Source organism: Microbacterium sp. NPDC097977 (assembly GCF_040302605.1).
GTDB lineage: Bacteria > Actinomycetota > Actinomycetes > Actinomycetales > Microbacteriaceae > Microbacterium.
In genome coordinates this window covers 1-16,971 of sequence record NZ_JBEOUR010000037.1, presented here as the reverse complement: position 1 = coordinate 16,971, position 16,971 = coordinate 1, and the positions used below count along the sequence as shown (strand labels likewise).

Below are 16,971 nucleotides of genomic sequence, written 5' to 3'. Positions count from 1 at the left end.
GTCGCGAACGTAGACTGGCCGGGTGAAGAACCGCGCACCCTTCCTCGTCTACACCGTGCTCCGACTGCTGGCATTCCTCGTGCCGCTCGCGATCATGTGGTTCTTCTTCCCGATCTTCCGGGAGTACTGGTGGCTCGCCGCGATCTTCGCCGCCCTGATCGGGGTGAGCATCTCGATGCTCTTCCTGCGTGCACCTCTCACCGACGCATCGGCGCGCATGGTGGCGCGACGCGACAGCCGTGGCTCCGCCGAACAGGCCGATGCGGATGCCGAGGACGCCGCGATCGACGGCGGCATCACCCGCCGCGAGGACTGACCCGCCGTCCCCCGGGCGCGCGCACTCTTCCCTCGCGCACGCCACCGCGCGCACTCCCCCGCTGTGGGGATCCGGGCGAGTCAGCCGGCGAGCGCCCAGAACATGGCGCCCGCGTACAGCAGCGCGGTCAGCGACGTCAGGGCGAGGGCGATGACCAGTTCCTTCGGCTGACGGTACGTCCAGACGATCAGGATCGCCGGCAGCCCCGCGAGCAGGGCGAGCAGTCCGATCCACGCGATCGGATACAGCAGCGCGATGACGACGAGGATGCCGAACGGCACCAGCACGAACAGCGTGAAGAGCACCCGGGTGGCCCGCGCGCCGATCAGCACGGTGAGGGTTCTCTTGCCGACCAGGCGGTCCTGGTCGATGTCGCGCAGGTTGTTGGCGAGCAGCACGGCGCAGGCGAACAGACCGGCGGCGACGGCGCCGAGCCAGGCCTGCTGCGGCAGCGCGAACACCTGCACCCAGGTGGTGCCGAGGGTCGCGACGAGCCCGAAGAAGATGAAGACGAAGACCTCGCCGAGAGCGTTGTACCCGTACGGGCGCTTGCCTCCCGTGTAGAACCAGGCGGCGATGATGCAGGCCGCGCCGATCGCCAGCATCCACCACTGCTCGGTGCGCACGACGATCGCGATGCCCACGGCGGCGGCGAGGGCGAAGAAGACGAGCGCGATCACGAGCACGGTGCGCGGCGCCACGCGACCCGATGCGGTGAGACGCGCGGGACCCACACGCACGGCGTCGGTGCCGCGGATGCCGTCGCTGTAGTCGTTCGCGAAGTTCACGCCGATCTGCAGCAGCACGGCGACCGCCAGACACGCCAGAGCGATCACCCAGTGGAACTCCGGTCCCGTGCTGCGCGCGGCGCCGGTGCCGATCACGACGGGGGCCACGGCGAGCGGCAGGGTGCGCAGACGCGCGGCGCCGATCCAGTCGCCGATCGTGACCGGGCCCGCCTCGATGGCGGGTCGCCTGGCCGGGTCGCCACTCGCCCGCTTCGCGGGATTGCCGCTCACGCGGGCGGGGGTGCTCTTGCGCTTCGAGGATGCTGCCACGCTCGGAATCCTACTGGGGGCGGCGATGTGCGCCGGTGCGCCCGCCCCTCAGTCGCGGCGGAAGGTGAGGTGACTGACACCGCTCTCGGCCACTTCGGTGTGCAGCGCATAGTCCTTCTCGATGCCGCGCAGTCCGTCCCAGATGCGCTCCCCGCTGCCGATCACGAGCGGGTTGACCGCGAGGTGCACCCGGTCGACCAGCCCCGCCTGCAGGAACTGCCGCACCACGTCCACCCCACCGCCGATGCGCACGTCGGCGTCGCCCGCCGCCTCCACGGCTCGCCGCAGGACCTCCGCGGGGGCCGCCTCGACGAAATGGAAGACCGTGCCGTTCGCGAACTCGATCGAGTCGCGTGATCGGTGCGTCAGCACGAACACCGGCACCTCGAACGGCGGAGCGTCGCCCCACCACCCCTGCCATTCGGGATCGTCGGGATGCTGGTGCAACCCGAACATCCCCGCGCCCATGATCTCCGCGCCGATGCCCTCGAAATAGGCGTGCGCGTACTTCTCGTCGACGCCGGTCGTCCCCGCGCCCGAGTCATCGCCGAACACCCGCGCGCGGAAGGTGCGCGTCGCGGTGTAGGCCGCCACGAGTCGGCCCCAGTCATCGCCGAACGGGTTCTCCGGCGTCTGATCGGTGGTCGTCGCGAACCCGTCGAGAGAGACGTTGAGGTCGACGCGTACTGCCATGGTGCTGCTCGCTTTCTCTGACGATTCGGCGGACGGGGGTCAGGCGTTCGGGTTGCTGTCCTTGCCGTCGAGCCAGAGCGTGTCGGAGGCGTCGCCGTGCGCCCCGCCCTTGCCGACATGCTTGTCGCTGATCTTCGGACCCTTGAGGATCACGTGCACCATCGCCTGGGCATGACCGTGCCCCAGGCCATACTCCTCTTTGAGCCAGGTGAGGACGACCGTCGACTTCGTCGTGGCGTCGAAACCCTGCTCCTCGGCGAGCCGGATGAACTGTCGAGGAGTGAGACCGGTCTGGGTCTCGACCTTGTCGAGGTAGGCCTGGAAGGACATGGATGCTCCCGGATGTCGATGCGACGGAGATGTCGGTGCGGCGGAGAGGCCGCACGATCATGATGCCCCAGGCATCCGACATCGCGCACCCCTGCGCGCAGCCACCCGCGCGCGTCGCGAATGTCGCGGTGACGGTCGAGGCCTCAGACGGCCGGCCCGACACGCCCGTTGCTCGCGTCCACGATCGCGGTGACCAGCTGCTCGAGTACGTCCTCGCTGCGCGGAACGATTCCCGCGGTGACGTAGTCGCGGCTCATCGCATCGCTCTGCGCGCGGATCGCCCCCGAGATCGACGCCGCCACCTGACGCGCGGCATCCGCATCGGCCGGCAGCCCGAGCCGAGGGGCGAAGACGGCTGCCGCCTCGCGCTCGGCCTTATCGCAGACCATGAGCCACGCGCTGCGCAGCGCCGGCTCGTCGAATCCCATCACGACGATGCGCATCGCCGCGATGTCGTCCGTCGAGAAGTCGGCGGGGCCCGGCACGCTCGCCGCCGTCAGGTAGTCCGCGAGTCCGATCTCGAGCGGCCAGGCGCGGAGCACCGTGGAGAAACGTCGGCCGAGCTGCGCGAGGATCGGCTCGACGCATGACTCCTTCGAGCGGAAGTACCGCCACAGCGTCCGCGTCGCGATCCCCGCGGCAGCGGCGATGTCCTCGCCGCGGGTCGCTGCGACGCCGTCACGCCAGAACAGCTCGGCGGCGATGCGCGACACCTGCAGTCTGGCGTCGGGGTTGCGACGCAGATCGATCGGCATCAGCATCTCTGTCACTCCGCGACGGTACCAGGCATCGCGATTCACGCGATGAGGTGGATCACGGTGACGGCCTCGTACAGCGCGCCGAGGATGAGCAGCACGATCACGAGCACGTAGAGCTTCAGCGTCGCCACGAGGCCGCCCACATATCCGGCCCTTCGCGTCTCGAAGCCGTGGCGCTGCGGCTGCAGAAACCTGCGTCCATGCACCCACGCGGCGAAACCGACGACGACGTAGGCCGAGCCCTCGATCGCGAGGGTCACCCAGTGGACCAGGAACGTCGGATCCTCGGCGCCGAAGGGAGTGAAGAGCACGCCCCAGGAGAGACCCCGAGCCAGCGTCGCCGCGACTCCCAGGAACGGGACCACGAGGGATGGAACCGTCGTCTGCAGCAGCGATGCGGACACGAGGTTGACGGCGAAGGTCACCACGGCAGCGATCGCGATGCTGCCACTGCGGTACGCGTCGCCGATCACCGTTCCGAGTCCGCCCGCGCCGGGCTCCGCCTGCAGCGCACCCAGGCCACCCGGTCGCAGCTCGGGGACCAGCGCGGTGGCGAGGATCCCGAGGCCGAACATGCCGACGTACGCGAGATTCAGGACGAGGAAGGCGCGACGGTGCGCTCGGATGATGGCGACGATGTCGCGGGCCAGGCGCCTCATCGCTCTTGTCGCTGCACGCACACCGGGGCGGGCTGCCGGGGGAGTCGTCGATCGATCGGAATTAGTCACATAATGACTTTAGACACTATGTGACAGCACGGCAAGATGACGATCGTCGTTCAGGACGCCCTTCGGCTACGCGGAGACGTCAGGGGCGACCGCGATGATCGGCCGATGCTCGTAGTACGTCTGCAGCACGACCGTGGTGCGGGTGCTGACGTTCGCCGCGAGCCGGATGTCACGGACCAGTTCCTCCAGTGCCCGCGGTGAGGCGACCCGCACGAACAGCATGTAGCTCGCGTCACCCGCGATGGAATGGCAGGCCTCGATCGCGACGAGGTGCTCGAGCAGCTCGGGGGCGTTGTCGGGCTGCGCCGGGTCGAGCGGAGTGATCTCGATGAAGGCCGACAGCGGGGTCCCGACCAGCTCGGGATCGAGGATGGCGCGATATCCGCTGATCACACCGCGGGTCTCCAGCCGCCGCAGTCGTGACTGCACGGCGGAGACCGAGAGTCCGACGGCATCCGAGAGGTGGGCGAGCGTCGCCCGGCCGTCACGGGAGATCTCGGCGAGGATCGCGCGGTCGACAGAATCATCCATGTATGTAAGATTATCGTCAGGATTCCATAATGACCGGAATCTTTCCGTCAAACTCTCCGATCGGAGGTCCCGATGTCCATCATTTCCGCCAACAGCTCCGCTGCACAGGCCATCGTCGGCGAACCCGAGGTCGTCGAAGACGCTCGGGTCGCCGAGCAGAGCGCCGCCTGGGCCCAGCTCAAGGACGCGGCCATCGCCCTCCGCGAGATGCAGATCAAGGACGGCTCGATCCCGGATGCCGCGCACCACGCCGTGGCCCGCGACCTGGTCGGCGCGATCACCGCGGGCATCCGCGCGCTGACCCCCGCCTTCCCGCATGACGCCGAGTACCTCGCCGCCTCCGTGGCCGACTTCGAGCGCTGGGTGGCGACGGACTTCGCCGTGCCGGACTTCCTCGACTCGCTGATGGCCTTCCAGCCGCAGCAGCATCGCATCGACGGCATCCGCCACCTCGTCGTCTTCCCGATGTACACGCAGAACGGATCGAGCGATCGCCTCGTCGAGGCGCTCATCGTCGAGACGATCTGGCCCGAGTTCATCGCCGCCCTCGAAGCGGGCGACTACGGCAACAAGCTGTTCGTCTCGCTGCGCCTGGTCGACTTCACGCCCGGCTACGACACGAACTCGGCCGTGCTGTTCCCCGAGACCGTCGCGATGCGCGAGATCCCGTCGTTCACCTGGGGCGCGATCTTCCAGGATCGCGAGGCCGCACGCTACCGCCGCGTCACGCGGGCCGCCGCGGAGATCACCAAGCTCGATCTTCCCGAGCGCGCCGCGGCGATGCTCGACGACCAGGCGCTGACCGAGCGCGCGTTCGTGATGTGGGACATCATCCACGACCGCACGCACATGCGGGGCGATCTTCCGTTCGACCCGTTCATGATCAAGCAGCGGATGCCGTTCTTCCTGTATTCCCTCGAGGAGCTGCGCTGCGATCTGACCGCGTTCCGCGAGTCCGTGCGGATCGAGCGCACCCTCGACGCCCGTTCCGAGGCCGGCGAGGATCTCTCGCGCTCCGAGCAGGAGATGCACGAGCACGCAGGGCTCGTGCAGTACGCGGTGATCTTCGACCGCATCTTCCGCTTCGCCATCACCGGCTCGCGCGTGCGCAACTACGACGGTCTCGGTGGCCAGCTGCTGTTCGCGTGGCTGCACCAGCGCGGGGTGCTGCACTGGACCGACACCGCTCTCGCGTTCGACTGGGCCGCCGTGCCCGACGCCGTGGTCGCACTGGGCGACGCGATCGACGAGCTCTACTGGCGCTCGATCGACCGCCCCAAGACGTCGCACTGGCTCGCCGCGTACGACCTCGTGCGCGGCGTCCTCACCCCGCACCCCGCCTCGCAGTGGGCGCGCGGCCTGCCCGACGAGATCCTTGCGGGAGCCCCGAAGGGGTTCACCGACGCGGTCCTGGACGACGAGTTCCCCCTGTCCATGTTCTTCGAAGCCCTCGACAAGAAGATGAAGCCGGTCATCGAGTCGACCGTCGGCATCCGGGGCAGCGACGCCTGACTCGAACAGCGCATTTCTGGGGTCCGGTCGTGTGGTGCGACCGGACGCAGCGTCTGCGGCCATTCCTCTCGGGGGTGGCCGCAGAACTGTTCCTTCCGGAGAACCCGTTCCTTCACGAGAGTTGAGCACATGAGCGTCACCGATCGCACGATCGTCCTCGCCGGAGCGACCAGCACCTCCGGCCTCGCCCTCGCCCGCGCCCTCGTGGATGCCGGCGCCCGCGTCATCGCGACCGGCCGCTCGGCAGACCGACTCTCCCCGCTTCGGGAGGCCGGCGCGGAGGTCGAGACGTCGGACGCGACCTCGTCGGAGTCGATGACCGCCCTGTCGATGCGTCTCGGTGCGGTCGACGCGGTGATCCCTCTCGTGGGCGGCTGGCGCGGAGGCGGCGGTCTCGCCGGGCAGTCCGACGACGACTTCCGGGCCCTTCTTCCCGCTCTCGACGCGGTACGGGCCACCAGCCGGGCGTTCGACGCGGCACTGCGGGCATCGGATGCCGGTCGCTTCGCGATCGTGTCGTCGACCGCAGTCGGACGCCCGCTCGCGGGCGGTGCGAACTACGCCGCGGTGAAGGCCGCGAGCGAGGCCTGGGCACGCGCGGTGGCGCAGGGCTTCGCCAAGGCGGCCCGCGATGCCGGAGAGCCGCTTCGCGCGGCATCCGTGGTGTTCCGCGCGAAGGCGCTGGATCCCGACGCGCTCGTCCCGCGGGTGCTGTCTCTGTGGGACGCCGATGCCGTCGACCTCAACGACCAGATCCTCCCCCTCGACTGACCGCGCTCCCGGTCGCCGCTAGCGCCGGAATTCAGGCATCTCCGGCGGCGAACCCCGCACCGGGGCGGGAGCATCGGGAGGACTCTCGTCGCTCGCACCATCCTCGCCGCCGGGATCCTGCACCGGCGCATTCGCATAGAGCTTCGTGAGCGTGCGGTACGACCTCGTGAAGAACGCGAGAACCCCGACGACCACCATCACGAGGCCGGCGAACAGGCAGATCAGGGCGATCCCGCGCGCATCTCCCTCGCCGAGCAGCCACTCCCACCGGCGCTGGCCGTCGGCCGTCTTCATGTAGGGGATGATCAGGAACTCGGCGATCGGCGCGATCAGGAACGCGGTGATCGGGGCGGCGGCGGCCTCCATCGCCGCAGCGACGCCGAACACGCGTCCCTGTCGGTCGTAGCGCACCACCTTCTGGATGACGGTCTGCTCCGCGGCCTCGACCGGGGGCACGAGCGCCATGTACACCCACATGCCGATCACGTACAGCGGCCACCATTCCCGCAGCATGAACACCGACCCGAGCAGCCCCATCGCGATCACGACGAACAGCAGGGTGCGCATCGGCTTCGGCCCCAGGCCGAACTTCGCCACGAGTCCGCCGCCGATGATGAACCCGGTCGAGGCGAACGCGAGCGCGAACCCCCACGTCTGGGCGTCGAAGAGCGTCAGGCCGTACGGGTCCATCAGCGCCATGTAGACGCCGCCGATGAGGTTGTTGAACGTCGAGAAGATGATCAGCGCGAAGAGCCCGGGGGCGAGCCGGATCGCGGCGACGCTGCCGCGGAAGTCCAGCGCGCTCTTCGCCTCGGGGTCGGGAGTGGGAGCCTGCTCGGGGATGCGGATGAACAGCAGGTGCACCACGGTCAGCACCATCGCGGCGATCGCGATCCCGAGTGTCCACCCCATGCCGAGGAAGCCGATGGACAGACCCGAGAACACGCTGGTGACCAGGAAGGCGAGCCCCTGCACCGTGCCGACGAGCCCGTTGGCGTTGGCGCGCCGCTCTTCAGGGACCAGCAGAGTCACCGTCGTCGAGAGGGCGATGTTGCGCAGCTGCTCGATGACCCCGCCGAAGAGGATGATCACCGAGAAGATCCAGAACCACGGGCCTCCGAGGTCGAGCAGCACCGCCTCGGACTGCCAGACGTAGAGCGCACCGGCGACCAGGAAGGCGAGAGCCGAGACGACGCTCGAGAGCACCATGACCGTGTGCTTGCGGTGGCGGTCGACGATGGTGCCGAAGATCATGGCGAAGAAGGCGATGAAGAGCATGTAGGCGCCGCCGATGATGCCGGTCGCCAGCACCGACTGCGTCTCGATATAGACCCAGAATGTGAGCGCGAACCACAGGAAGCTCGTCGTCACGTTGGCGACCAGCGTGTTGACGAGGACGTTCGCGAAGGCGGTCTTCGCTGCGGTGCGGGCCATGATGCCGAGGGTAGGCCCGACCTCCGACATCCGGTAGTCCCTGCACGATCCGCGGAGCCGGAATGCCCCCGTAGGCTTGGGTGGTGACTATTCAGCATGACCCCGCGGTCCGCGGCTTCGCCAGCGACAACTACTCCGGCGTCCACCCCGAGGTCCTCGCGGCCATCGCGGCGGCGAACGGCGGCCATCAGGTGGCATACGGCGAGGACGCCTACACCGCGCGCCTGCAGGAGGTCTTCCGCACGCACTTCGGCGAGGGCGTCCAGGCCTTCCCCGTGTTCAACGGCACGGGGGCGAACGTCACCGGACTGCAGTCGATGCTGCCGCGATGGGGTGCCGTGATCGCCGCGGCCAGCGCGCACATCAACGTCGACGAGGGCGGGGCACCCGAGAAGATCGGCGGGTTCAAGATCCTCGCGGTGCCGACCGACGACGGCAAGCTCACGCCCGAGATCGTCGACCGGGAGGCGTGGGGATGGGGCGACGAGCACCGCGCGCAGCCGCTCGTCGTCTCGATCACGCAGTCGACCGAGCTCGGCACCGTCTACTCGGTCGACGAGATCCGCGCCCTCGCCGACCACGCGCACGAGCGGGGGATGCGGCTGCACCTCGACGGCGCCCGCATCTCCAACGCCGCCGCCGCCCTCGATCTGCCGCTGCGCGCGTTCACCCGCGACGCCGGCGTCGACGTGCTCAGCTTCGGAGGCACGAAGAACGGCGCGATGCTCGGCGAGGCCATCGTGGTGCTGAACCCGGAGGCATCGGACGGGCTACAGTACTCGCGCAAGTTCAACATGCAGCTGTCGTCGAAGATGCGCTTCGTCTCGGCCCAGCTCATCGCGCTTCTCGAGGGCGACCTGTGGCTGCGCAACGCCCGGCATGCGAACGCGATGGCGCAGCGACTGCGCGGCGCGATCGAGGCGGGCATCGCCGACGGCACGATCGACGGGGTCACGTTCACCCAGCCGACCCAGGCGAACGGCGTCTTCGCACAGCTCCCCGACGGCGTCGCCGATCTGCTGCGCGAGAAGTTCCGCTTCTACGACTGGGATGCCGCACGCAACGAGGTGCGCTGGATGTGCGGCTTCGACACCGAGGAGTCCGACGTCGACGAGTTCGTCGCCGAGCTCGCGCGCCTCACCGCCCGCTGAGCCTCGGCGCAGCAGCCCTCGTCAGCGCAGCGGCCTTCGTCAGCGCAGCAGCCCTCGTCAGCGCAGCAGGCCGAGGTTGGCCAGAGCCTGACGGATGAGGGTCCCCCGACCGCCCTCCATCTCGGCGGCGACGGCATCGGAGCCCGCGGCCTCCGGTGAGAACCAGGTGACCTCGAGAGCGTCCTGGCGGGGTTCGCAGGTGCCCGTCACGGGAACGACGAACGCCAGCGAGACGGCGTGCTGCCGGTCGTCGTGATACGCGCTCACCCCCGGCATGGGGAAGTACTCCGCGACCGTGAACGGCAGCGGCTGCGGAGGGAGCAGCGGGAAGGCCATGGGCCCGAGATCGTTCTCGACGTGGCGGAAGAGCGCATCGCGGATCGTCTCGCCGAACCGCACGCGCCCCGACACGATCGTGCGCGTCATCTCGCCCATCGGGGTCGAGCGCAGCAGGATCCCGATCTCCGTGACCTGCCCCGACCCGTCGGTGCGCACCGGGATCGCCTCGACGTAGATCATGGGCAGGTGGCGTCGCGCCTCCGCCAGCTCGAACTCGCTCAGCCACCCGGGGTTCGTGTCGCGCGCCGGCGGCTTCGCGTCTCCGAAGTCGTCCATCCCGTCGTCGGGTTCGGGTTCGGGGTCAGGTGTGCGGACAGCCATGTGTCCTTTCTACCAGCAGCGCCCTCGGGGCGACACGGACTTCATCCGGCGGATCGGCATACGGTCCACCCCGCGGCCGAGCGGGTGTCCGGACCCCCTGGCAGGATGGGGTCGTGAGCGAAGCACTGACGATCGACGACACCCTCACGCGCTGGTCCGTGCCCGACCGGGCGGGGATGCCGCTGCTGGTGCTGCTGCACGGCTACGGCGCCGACGAGAACGACCTGTTCGGCCTCGCGCCGTATCTGCCCGAGGGCATCGCCCTGGCATCCGTCGCCGCCCCGCTCGCTCCCCCGTGGCCGATGCCCGGACGCTCCTGGTACGCCATCGAGGGTCTCGACGGCCGCAGTCCGGAATCCGTCACCACCGCTGCGGAGGCGTTCCTGCGCTGGCTCGACGAGACCGCGGCGGATGCCTCCGGCGTCGCCCTGCTCGGGTTCTCGCAGGGAGCCGCCGTGGCGTTGCAGGTCATGCGCCTCGACCCCGACCGCGTCGACACGGTCGTGGCGCTCAGCGGCTACGTCGCCGCGGGAGACCTGCCGCACGACGAGGCATTGACCCGGCGCAAGCCCCACGTCTTCTGGGGCCGCGGCACCAACGACCAGGTGATCCCCGAGGCGCGTGTCGCCCACACGGCGCAGTGGCTCCCCGCACACTCCGAGCTGTCGGGCCGCGTGTACACCGGCCTCACGCACAGCATCTCCGAAGACGAGCTGCGCGACGTCCACGCCTTCCTCTCGAAGTGGCTGGAGCGGGCCGCTCAGGAGTGACCGCGGACTGATCCCGGGCTGATCCCAGACTCCTCAGAGCGAGAGCCAGGACTCCTCAGAGCGAGATCCCCGAATCCGACACGCCCGGGGTTGCGCCGCCGCGACACGCCCGGGTATCGTCGTGGAGTCCTGTCCGCCGTGTCTGGAAGTCCTTTGATCTGATCCGTCGTTTCCGCGCCTCTTCTTCCGCGCGCTGACCCGACGATCGCCGACTCCACGGCAGACCACCGCCCACCGTCTTCGCGACGGCATCCCGCTCCGGCGGGACCCTGCGGGCGCCCGGTGTCAGTGCACCCTCGCACTCGACAGGAGACACCATGTCATTCCCCGCTCTTCACTCGTCGGTCACCCTCGACCGGCTCTCTTTCACCTGGCCCGACGGCACGGTCGCTCTCGACGCCGTCTCCGGAGCCTTCGGCGCGGGGCGCACCGGCCTCGTCGGCCGCAACGGCGCAGGGAAGTCCACCCTGCTGCGCCTGATCGCCGGCGAGCTGAGCCCGACCTCCGGGTCGCTCACGACGTCGGGCGACGTCGCCTATCTCCCGCAGCAGCTCACGCTGGACACCGGCCGCAGGGTCGCCGAGCTCCTCGGCGTCGCCGACGCGCTCGATGCGGTGCGCGCGATCGGTTCCGGTGACGTCGACCCGTCGCACTTCGACACGGTGGCCGACGACTGGGACATCGAAGCGCGCGCCGAGGTGTCGCTCGCCGAGGCCGGCCTCTCGCCCGACTTCCTCGACCGCACGGTCGGAGAGCTCTCGGGCGGCGAGGCCGTGCTGGTCGCGATCGCCGGCATCCGACTGCGGCGTGCGCCGATCACACTGCTCGACGAGCCCACCAACAACCTCGACCGTGAGGCCAGATCGAGGCTCGCGGCCATGATCGCCTCGTGGAAGGGCACACTGATCGTGGTGAGCCACGACCTGTCGCTGCTCGAGCTCATGGACGACACCGCCGAGCTCTACGGCCGCACGCTGAGCGTGTTCGGCGGTCCGTACTCCCAGTGGCGCGCCTGGTTGGATGCCGAGCAGGAGGCCGCGCGACAGGCCGAGGTCACGGCCAAGCAGGAGTTCCGCAAGGAGAAGCGCCAGCGCATAGAGGCGGAGGTCAAGCTCGCGCACCGCGCCCGCACCGCGAAGAGGGCCGAGATCGAGAAACGGGTGCCGAAGATCGTCGCCCACGGACGCAGGATGTCCGCCGAGGTGTCGGCGGGGAGACTGCGCACCGAGGTCGGCGCGAAGGAGGATGCCGCCCGCGCGGCACTCGACGAGGCGGGGCGGCGGCTGCGCGCGGACGCATCGATGAAGATCGAGCTTCCCGACCCCGATGTCTCCCGCAGCCGACGGATCGCCGCGCTCGGCGACGGGGAGCGGTCGTGGATCATCCAGGGCCCCGACCGCGTCGCGCTGGTGGGGCGAAACGGCGCCGGCAAGACGACGCTGCTCGAGCGGCTGGTAGCGGATGCCGGTGATGCTGATGCTGATGCTGATGCTGATGCTGATGCTGATGGCGGCAGTGTTCGCAATTCAGCACAGATGCCGCCGATCCGCCCGACTCACGGCGCGGCGGATGCTCTCGACGATTCCCTGCTGAATGCGGAACCACCGGCGTTGACGGCGACCGCGCTCACCGATCGCGTCGGCTATCTGCCGCAGCGGGTCGACGGGCTCGACGAGGGCCGGTCGGTGTTCGCGAACATCGCGGATGCCGCTCCGCAGGTGCCCGAGAAGGAGCTGCGCAACCGACTCGCGAGGTTCCTGATCCGAGGGGCGACCGCCGAGAGACCGGTCGCCGCGCTGTCCGGCGGCGAGCGCTTCCGCGTGGCGTTGGCATCGCTGCTGCTCGCCGATCCCCCGCCGCACCTCGTGGTCCTCGACGAACCGACGAACAACCTCGACATCGACACCGTCGATCAACTGGTCGACGCTCTGCGCGCGTATCGCGGCGCAGTGCTCGTCGTGAGCCACGACGACGCGTTCCTGCGCCGTCTCGGGCTCGATCTCACTCTCGAGATCCTGCCGGACGGCTCACTCGCCGAGCGGTGACCTCATACGCGCCGACTCCGCATCGCCCTGGTATGGGCGATCGCGGGGTCGGCCGCGCGCAGCGCATAGTCGTCGGATTCGCGCGGCACCAGGGCCACGCGGCCCTCGGCGTCGTGATCGATCCCCCAGCCGTAGCGTTTGCCGAGCGGTGAGGAGCGCAGACACGGCTGCCCCGTCGAGAAGAACGCGTCGCGCGCCGCGGTGTCGTCGAGAGCGATGCCACGACGCAGTGCGTGCGTCGCGAAGAGGACGTCATCGGAGGTGCGACCGTAGGGCTCTTCGGCGATCAGCCGGTAGTGCAGCGCGGCGATCGTCGGCGTATCGCCCACGGGCGGCTCTTCGGCATGATCGACCGGGCAGTCCTCGGCGACCTCGATGAAGGTGCTCAGGTAGTTCGTGGTGTGCGACGCCATGCATACAGGATGCGCCAGGCCACGGACAATGGCGAGCCCGATGTCGGTGGCCGGGGTGATGATGGAGGGATGAGCGACGTGCTCGACCGTTTCACCCCCGCCACGCAGGACTGGTTCCGGGGGGCGTTCCCCGCACCCACTCCCGCGCAGGCCGGCGCGTGGACGGCCATCTCGGCGCGCAAGCACGCGCTCGTGGTCGCTCCGACCGGGTCGGGCAAGACCCTCTCGGCGTTCCTGTGGGCGATCGACAGCGTGTTCCGCGAACGCGGCGCGGGCGCCCCGGCGGCGGTCACGACCTCGAAGGCCACGACCTCGAAGGCCGCGATCACGAAGGACGCGTCCTCGAAGGACGGCACGTCGCGCACGCGCATCCTCTACATCTCACCCTTGAAGGCGCTGGGCGTCGACGTCGAGCGCAACCTGCGCTCGCCCCTCATCGGGATCGGGCAGTCGGCTCGTCGACTGGGTGTCGCCGCCCCCGCGGTCACGGTCGGTGTGCGCTCGGGCGACACGACCTCGAGCGATCGGCGCAAGCTGGTCTCCGACCCTCCCGACATCCTCATCACGACTCCCGAGTCGCTCTACCTGATGCTCACGAGCCGGGCGGGCGAGACGCTGCGCGACGTGCACACCGTGATCATCGACGAGGTGCACGCGGTCGCCGCGACGAAGCGCGGCGCCCACCTCGCCGTCAGCCTCGAGCGCCTCGACGCGCTCCGCCGCTCGCACGGCCACGACGAGCCGGCGCAGCGCATCGGCCTGTCGGCGACGGTGCGCCCGATCGACGAGGTGGCGCGCTTCCTCGGCGGGGCCGCCCCCGTCGAGATCGTCGCACCACCGGCGTCGAAGACGTTCGAGCTGGGCGTCGTCGTCCCGATGGACGACATGACCAACCCCCCTCCTCCCCTCGGTGCGCCGAAGGATGCCGGAGACGGCGCCGACGCGGAGTACACGGAGGTCACGGGCTCGGTGTGGCCGCACGTCGAGGAGGCGATCGTCGACCGCATCCTCGAGAACAAGTCGACCATCGTCTTCTCCAACTCCCGACGGCTGGCCGAGCGCCTGACGGGCCGACTGAACGAGATCTACTCGGAGCGCATCGGCGTCGCGCTGCCCGACGCGAGCGTGCCCGCCGCGATGATGGCGCAGGCGGGCGCCACGGCCGGCGCCGACCCCGTGCTGGCCAAGGCGCACCACGGTTCGGTGTCGAAGGAGCAGCGGGCGCAGGTCGAGGAGGAGCTGAAGTCCGGCATCCTCCGCTGCGTGGTCGCGACGAGCAGCCTCGAGCTCGGCATCGACATGGGCGCGGTCGATCTGGTGATCCAGGTCGAGGCTCCGCCGTCGGCGGCCTCGGGACTGCAGCGCGTCGGACGCGCGGGCCACCAGGTCGGCGAGATCAGCCGTGCGGCGCTCTTCCCCAAGCATCGCGGCGACGTGCTGCACACCGCGATCGTCACCGAGCGCATGCTGGCCGGCAAGATCGAGGCGATCCAGGTGCCCCGCAATCCGCTCGACATCCTCGCGCAGCAGACCGTGGCGGCCTGCGCGCTCGGCGAGATCAGCGTCGAGGAGTGGTTCGAGACCGTTCGCCGCTCGGCGCCGTTCCAGTCGCTGCCCCGCTCGGCCTACGAGGCGACGCTCGACCTGCTCGCCGGGCGTTTCCCCTCCGACGAGTTCGCCGAGCTGCGACCGCGCCTCGTCTGGGATCGCGACGCGGGCACCCTGACCGGTCGCCCCGGCGCGCAGCGCATCGCCGTGACGAGCGGCGGCACGATCCCCGACCGCGGGCTGTTCGGCGTGTTCGTCGCGGGCGAATCGACGGGCGCCCGTGTGGGCGAGCTCGATGAGGAGATGGTCTACGAGTCGCGCGTCGGCGACGTGTTCACCCTGGGCACGACGAGCTGGCGCATCGCCGAGATCACCCACGACCGGGTCAACGTGATCCCCGCGTACGGGCAGCCGGGCAAGGTGCCCTTCTGGCACGGCGACGGCATCGGCCGGCCGTTCGAGCTGGGCGAGGCACTGGGCCGGTTCTCTCGGGAGGTCTCGGCGGCGACGCCCGAGAAGGCCGCCCAGCGACTCATCGAGGCCGGGCTCGACGAGCAGGCGAGGATGAACCTGATGGCCCATCTCACCGAGCAGCGGGAGGCGACGGGCACGCTGCCCACCGACCGCACGCTCACGGTCGAGCGCGGTCGCGACGAGGTCGGGGATTGGCGGGTCATCCTCCATTCCCCCTACGGCATGAAGGTGCATGCGCCGTGGGCTCTGGCGATCAACGCGCGCATCCGCGAGCGCCTCGGCGTCGAGGGATCCGCCGTGGCGAGCGATGACGGCATCATCGTGCGCATCCCGGATGCCGAGGCGGAGCCCCCAGGAGCCGAGCTCTTCGTGTTCGACCCCGACGAGCTCGAACAGCTGGTCACCCAGGAGGTCGGCGGATCCGCGCTGTTCGCGTCGCGATTCCGCGAGTGCGCCGCCCGAGCCCTGCTGATGCCGCGCATGAACCCGAACAAGCGCACACCGCTGTGGCAGCAGCGTCAGCGCTCCGCGCAGCTGCTCGAGGTCGCGAGGCGCCACCCGACGTTCCCGGTGATCCTCGAGACGCTGCGCGAGGTGCTGCAGGACGTCTACGACCTGCCGTCGCTGCGCCGGCTCGCGGTCTCGATCGCCGATCGGCGCATCCGGCTCGTCGAGACGCAGCCCGCGCAGCCGTCGCCGTACGCCCGTGATCTGCTGTTCGGCTACGTCGGCGCGTTCATGTACGAGGGCGACTCCCCGCTCGCCGAGCGCCGGGCTGCGGCCCTCTCGGTCGACCCGGCGCTGCTGGGCGAACTGCTCGGCACGGTCGAGCTCCGCGAGCTGCTCGACCCCGAGGTGATCGCGCAGTTCGAGCGAGAGGCCCAGCGCCTCGACCCCGAGCGTCGGGCGCGCGGACTCGAGGGGGTGGCCGATCTGCTGCGCATGCTCGGCCCGATGGATGCTGCAGAGATCGACGCGCGCCTCGACCCCGAGACCGGCTCGGCGACGGAGCATCTCGACGCACTGGTCTCGGCGCGACGGGCGATCCCGGTCACCGTCGCCGGCACCACGAGGGTCGCCGCGATCGAAGACGCCGGGCGGCTGCGCGACGCGCTCGGCGCCGCCCTGCCGACGGGGATCCCCGTCGCCTTCCTCGAGCCGCTCGCCGATCCGCTCGGCGACCTCATCGCCCGCTACGCACGCACCCACGGTCCGTTCACGACGACCGCGGTCGCGACGAGGTTCGGTCTGGGCGCGGCTGTCGCCCGGCACACGCTGCAGCGCCTCGAGCACGCAGGCAGGCTCACGAGCGGCTTCTTCCTGCCCGACCCTTCGCCGGGCTCAGGAACCGGTTCGGGCGACGATACCGAATGGTGCGACAGCGAGGTGCTGCGCCGCCTGCGGATGCGCTCGCTCGCCGCCATCCGCGGAAGCGTCGAACCCGTGTCTCCGGAGGCGTTCGCGCGGTTCCTGCCCGACTGGCAGCACCTCGGCCGCCCTCTCGAGGGGATCGACGGGGTCCTCGCCGTGATCGAGCAGTTCGCGGGGGTGCCGATCCCGGCGAGCGCGTGGGAATCGCTCGTGCTCCCCTCCCGGGTGCGGGACTACTCCCCCGCTCTGCTCGACGAGCTCACTGCGGCGGGCGAGGTCATCTGGTCGGGACACGGCACGCTTCCCGGTCGCGACGGGTGGGTGTCGCTGCATCCTGCCGACCTGGCCCCCTTCACGCTGCCCGAGCCCGACGACGAGCTCGCCGCCGATTCCCTCGAGGCGCGGGTG

General features: G+C 69.9%; 16 protein-coding genes. 7 read left to right on the top strand and 9 right to left on the bottom strand.

The window, feature by feature from the left end; all coding sequences use genetic code 11:
* The first annotated feature begins 22 nt into the window (after positions 1-22).
* The gene (locus ABTZ43_RS10055; protein WP_350538676.1) at positions 23-316 is read left to right on the top strand and encodes a DUF4229 domain-containing protein; all 294 of its coding nucleotides are present in this window, start codon (positions 23-25) and stop codon (positions 314-316) included.
* An 80-nt stretch (positions 317-396) separates the two neighbouring features.
* Here ABTZ43_RS10055 and ABTZ43_RS10050 read toward each other — a convergent pair whose 3' ends face one another.
* The 6 genes from ABTZ43_RS10050 to ABTZ43_RS10025 form a co-directional block, all read right to left on the bottom strand.
* On the bottom strand, positions 397-1,374 hold the full coding sequence (locus ABTZ43_RS10050) for a 1,4-dihydroxy-2-naphthoate polyprenyltransferase (protein WP_502885367.1): 978 nt from the start codon (positions 1,372-1,374) through the stop codon (positions 397-399).
* Between the two features lie 48 nt (positions 1,375-1,422).
* Positions 1,423-2,067 carry a dihydrofolate reductase family protein gene (locus ABTZ43_RS10045; protein WP_350538675.1) on the bottom strand — a complete coding sequence of 215 codons (645 nt, stop codon included), beginning with the start codon at positions 2,065-2,067 and terminating at the stop codon, positions 1,423-1,425.
* Positions 2,068-2,106: 39 nt separating this feature from the next.
* The gene (locus ABTZ43_RS10040) at positions 2,107-2,397 is read right to left on the bottom strand and encodes a DUF4287 domain-containing protein (protein WP_056419820.1); all 291 of its coding nucleotides are present in this window, start codon (positions 2,395-2,397) and stop codon (positions 2,107-2,109) included.
* Between the two features lie 143 nt (positions 2,398-2,540).
* Positions 2,541-3,158 (bottom strand): TetR/AcrR family transcriptional regulator, encoded by a 618-nt coding sequence (locus tag ABTZ43_RS10035; protein ID WP_350538691.1) that lies wholly within the window; start codon positions 3,156-3,158, stop codon positions 2,541-2,543.
* A 35-nt stretch (positions 3,159-3,193) separates the two neighbouring features.
* Complete coding sequence (locus ABTZ43_RS10030) at positions 3,194-3,814, bottom strand: hypothetical protein (protein WP_350538673.1); 621 nt, start codon at positions 3,812-3,814, stop codon at positions 3,194-3,196.
* Positions 3,815-3,949: 135 nt separating this feature from the next.
* Entirely contained in the window at positions 3,950-4,414 is a 465-nt protein-coding gene (locus ABTZ43_RS10025) for an Lrp/AsnC family transcriptional regulator (protein WP_056419812.1), read from the bottom strand.
* A gap of 72 nt (positions 4,415-4,486) precedes the next feature.
* Here ABTZ43_RS10025 and ABTZ43_RS10020 point away from each other — a divergent pair, with 72 nt between their 5' ends.
* Positions 4,487-5,926, top strand: coding sequence for a DUF6421 family protein (locus ABTZ43_RS10020; RefSeq protein ID WP_350538671.1), 1,440 nt, complete (start codon positions 4,487-4,489; stop codon positions 5,924-5,926).
* Between the two features lie 129 nt (positions 5,927-6,055).
* Positions 6,056-6,697 (top strand): SDR family NAD(P)-dependent oxidoreductase, encoded by a 642-nt coding sequence (locus ABTZ43_RS10015; protein WP_350538670.1) that lies wholly within the window; start codon positions 6,056-6,058, stop codon positions 6,695-6,697.
* Between the two features lie 18 nt (positions 6,698-6,715).
* On the opposite strand, the gene ABTZ43_RS10010 is transcribed toward ABTZ43_RS10015, so the two are convergent.
* A complete protein-coding gene (locus ABTZ43_RS10010) occupies positions 6,716-8,131 on the bottom strand; it encodes an MFS transporter (RefSeq protein ID WP_082539490.1) in 1,416 nt (471 codons plus the stop codon).
* Positions 8,132-8,214: 83 nt separating this feature from the next.
* Here ABTZ43_RS10010 and ABTZ43_RS10005 point away from each other — a divergent pair, with 83 nt between their 5' ends.
* Entirely contained in the window at positions 8,215-9,282 is a 1,068-nt protein-coding gene (locus tag ABTZ43_RS10005) for a threonine aldolase family protein (RefSeq protein ID WP_350538669.1), read from the top strand.
* 57 nt (positions 9,283-9,339) lie between these two features.
* Here the strand turns inward: ABTZ43_RS10005 and ABTZ43_RS10000 are convergent, their stop codons facing one another.
* Complete coding sequence (locus tag ABTZ43_RS10000) at positions 9,340-9,942, bottom strand: DUF4916 domain-containing protein (protein WP_045253901.1); 603 nt, start codon at positions 9,940-9,942, stop codon at positions 9,340-9,342.
* A gap of 113 nt (positions 9,943-10,055) precedes the next feature.
* On the opposite strand from ABTZ43_RS10000, the gene ABTZ43_RS09995 reads away from it, so the two are divergent.
* Together ABTZ43_RS09995 and ABTZ43_RS09990 are read left to right on the top strand one after the other, a co-directional pair.
* Positions 10,056-10,712, top strand: a complete 657-nt coding sequence (locus ABTZ43_RS09995; protein ID WP_350538668.1) for an alpha/beta hydrolase — start codon at positions 10,056-10,058, stop codon at positions 10,710-10,712.
* A 317-nt stretch (positions 10,713-11,029) separates the two neighbouring features.
* Complete coding sequence (locus tag ABTZ43_RS09990) at positions 11,030-12,757, top strand: ABC-F family ATP-binding cassette domain-containing protein (RefSeq protein WP_350538667.1); 1,728 nt, start codon at positions 11,030-11,032, stop codon at positions 12,755-12,757.
* Positions 12,758-12,759: 2 nt separating this feature from the next.
* On the opposite strand, the gene ABTZ43_RS09985 is transcribed toward ABTZ43_RS09990, so the two are convergent.
* Positions 12,760-13,170, bottom strand: coding sequence for a DUF6157 family protein (locus ABTZ43_RS09985; protein ID WP_350538666.1), 411 nt, complete (start codon positions 13,168-13,170; stop codon positions 12,760-12,762).
* A gap of 69 nt (positions 13,171-13,239) precedes the next feature.
* Here ABTZ43_RS09985 and ABTZ43_RS09980 point away from each other — a divergent pair.
* Positions 13,240-16,971, top strand: a 3,732-nt coding sequence (locus ABTZ43_RS09980; protein ID WP_350538665.1) for an ATP-dependent helicase, incomplete at its 3' end; no start/stop codon positions are given.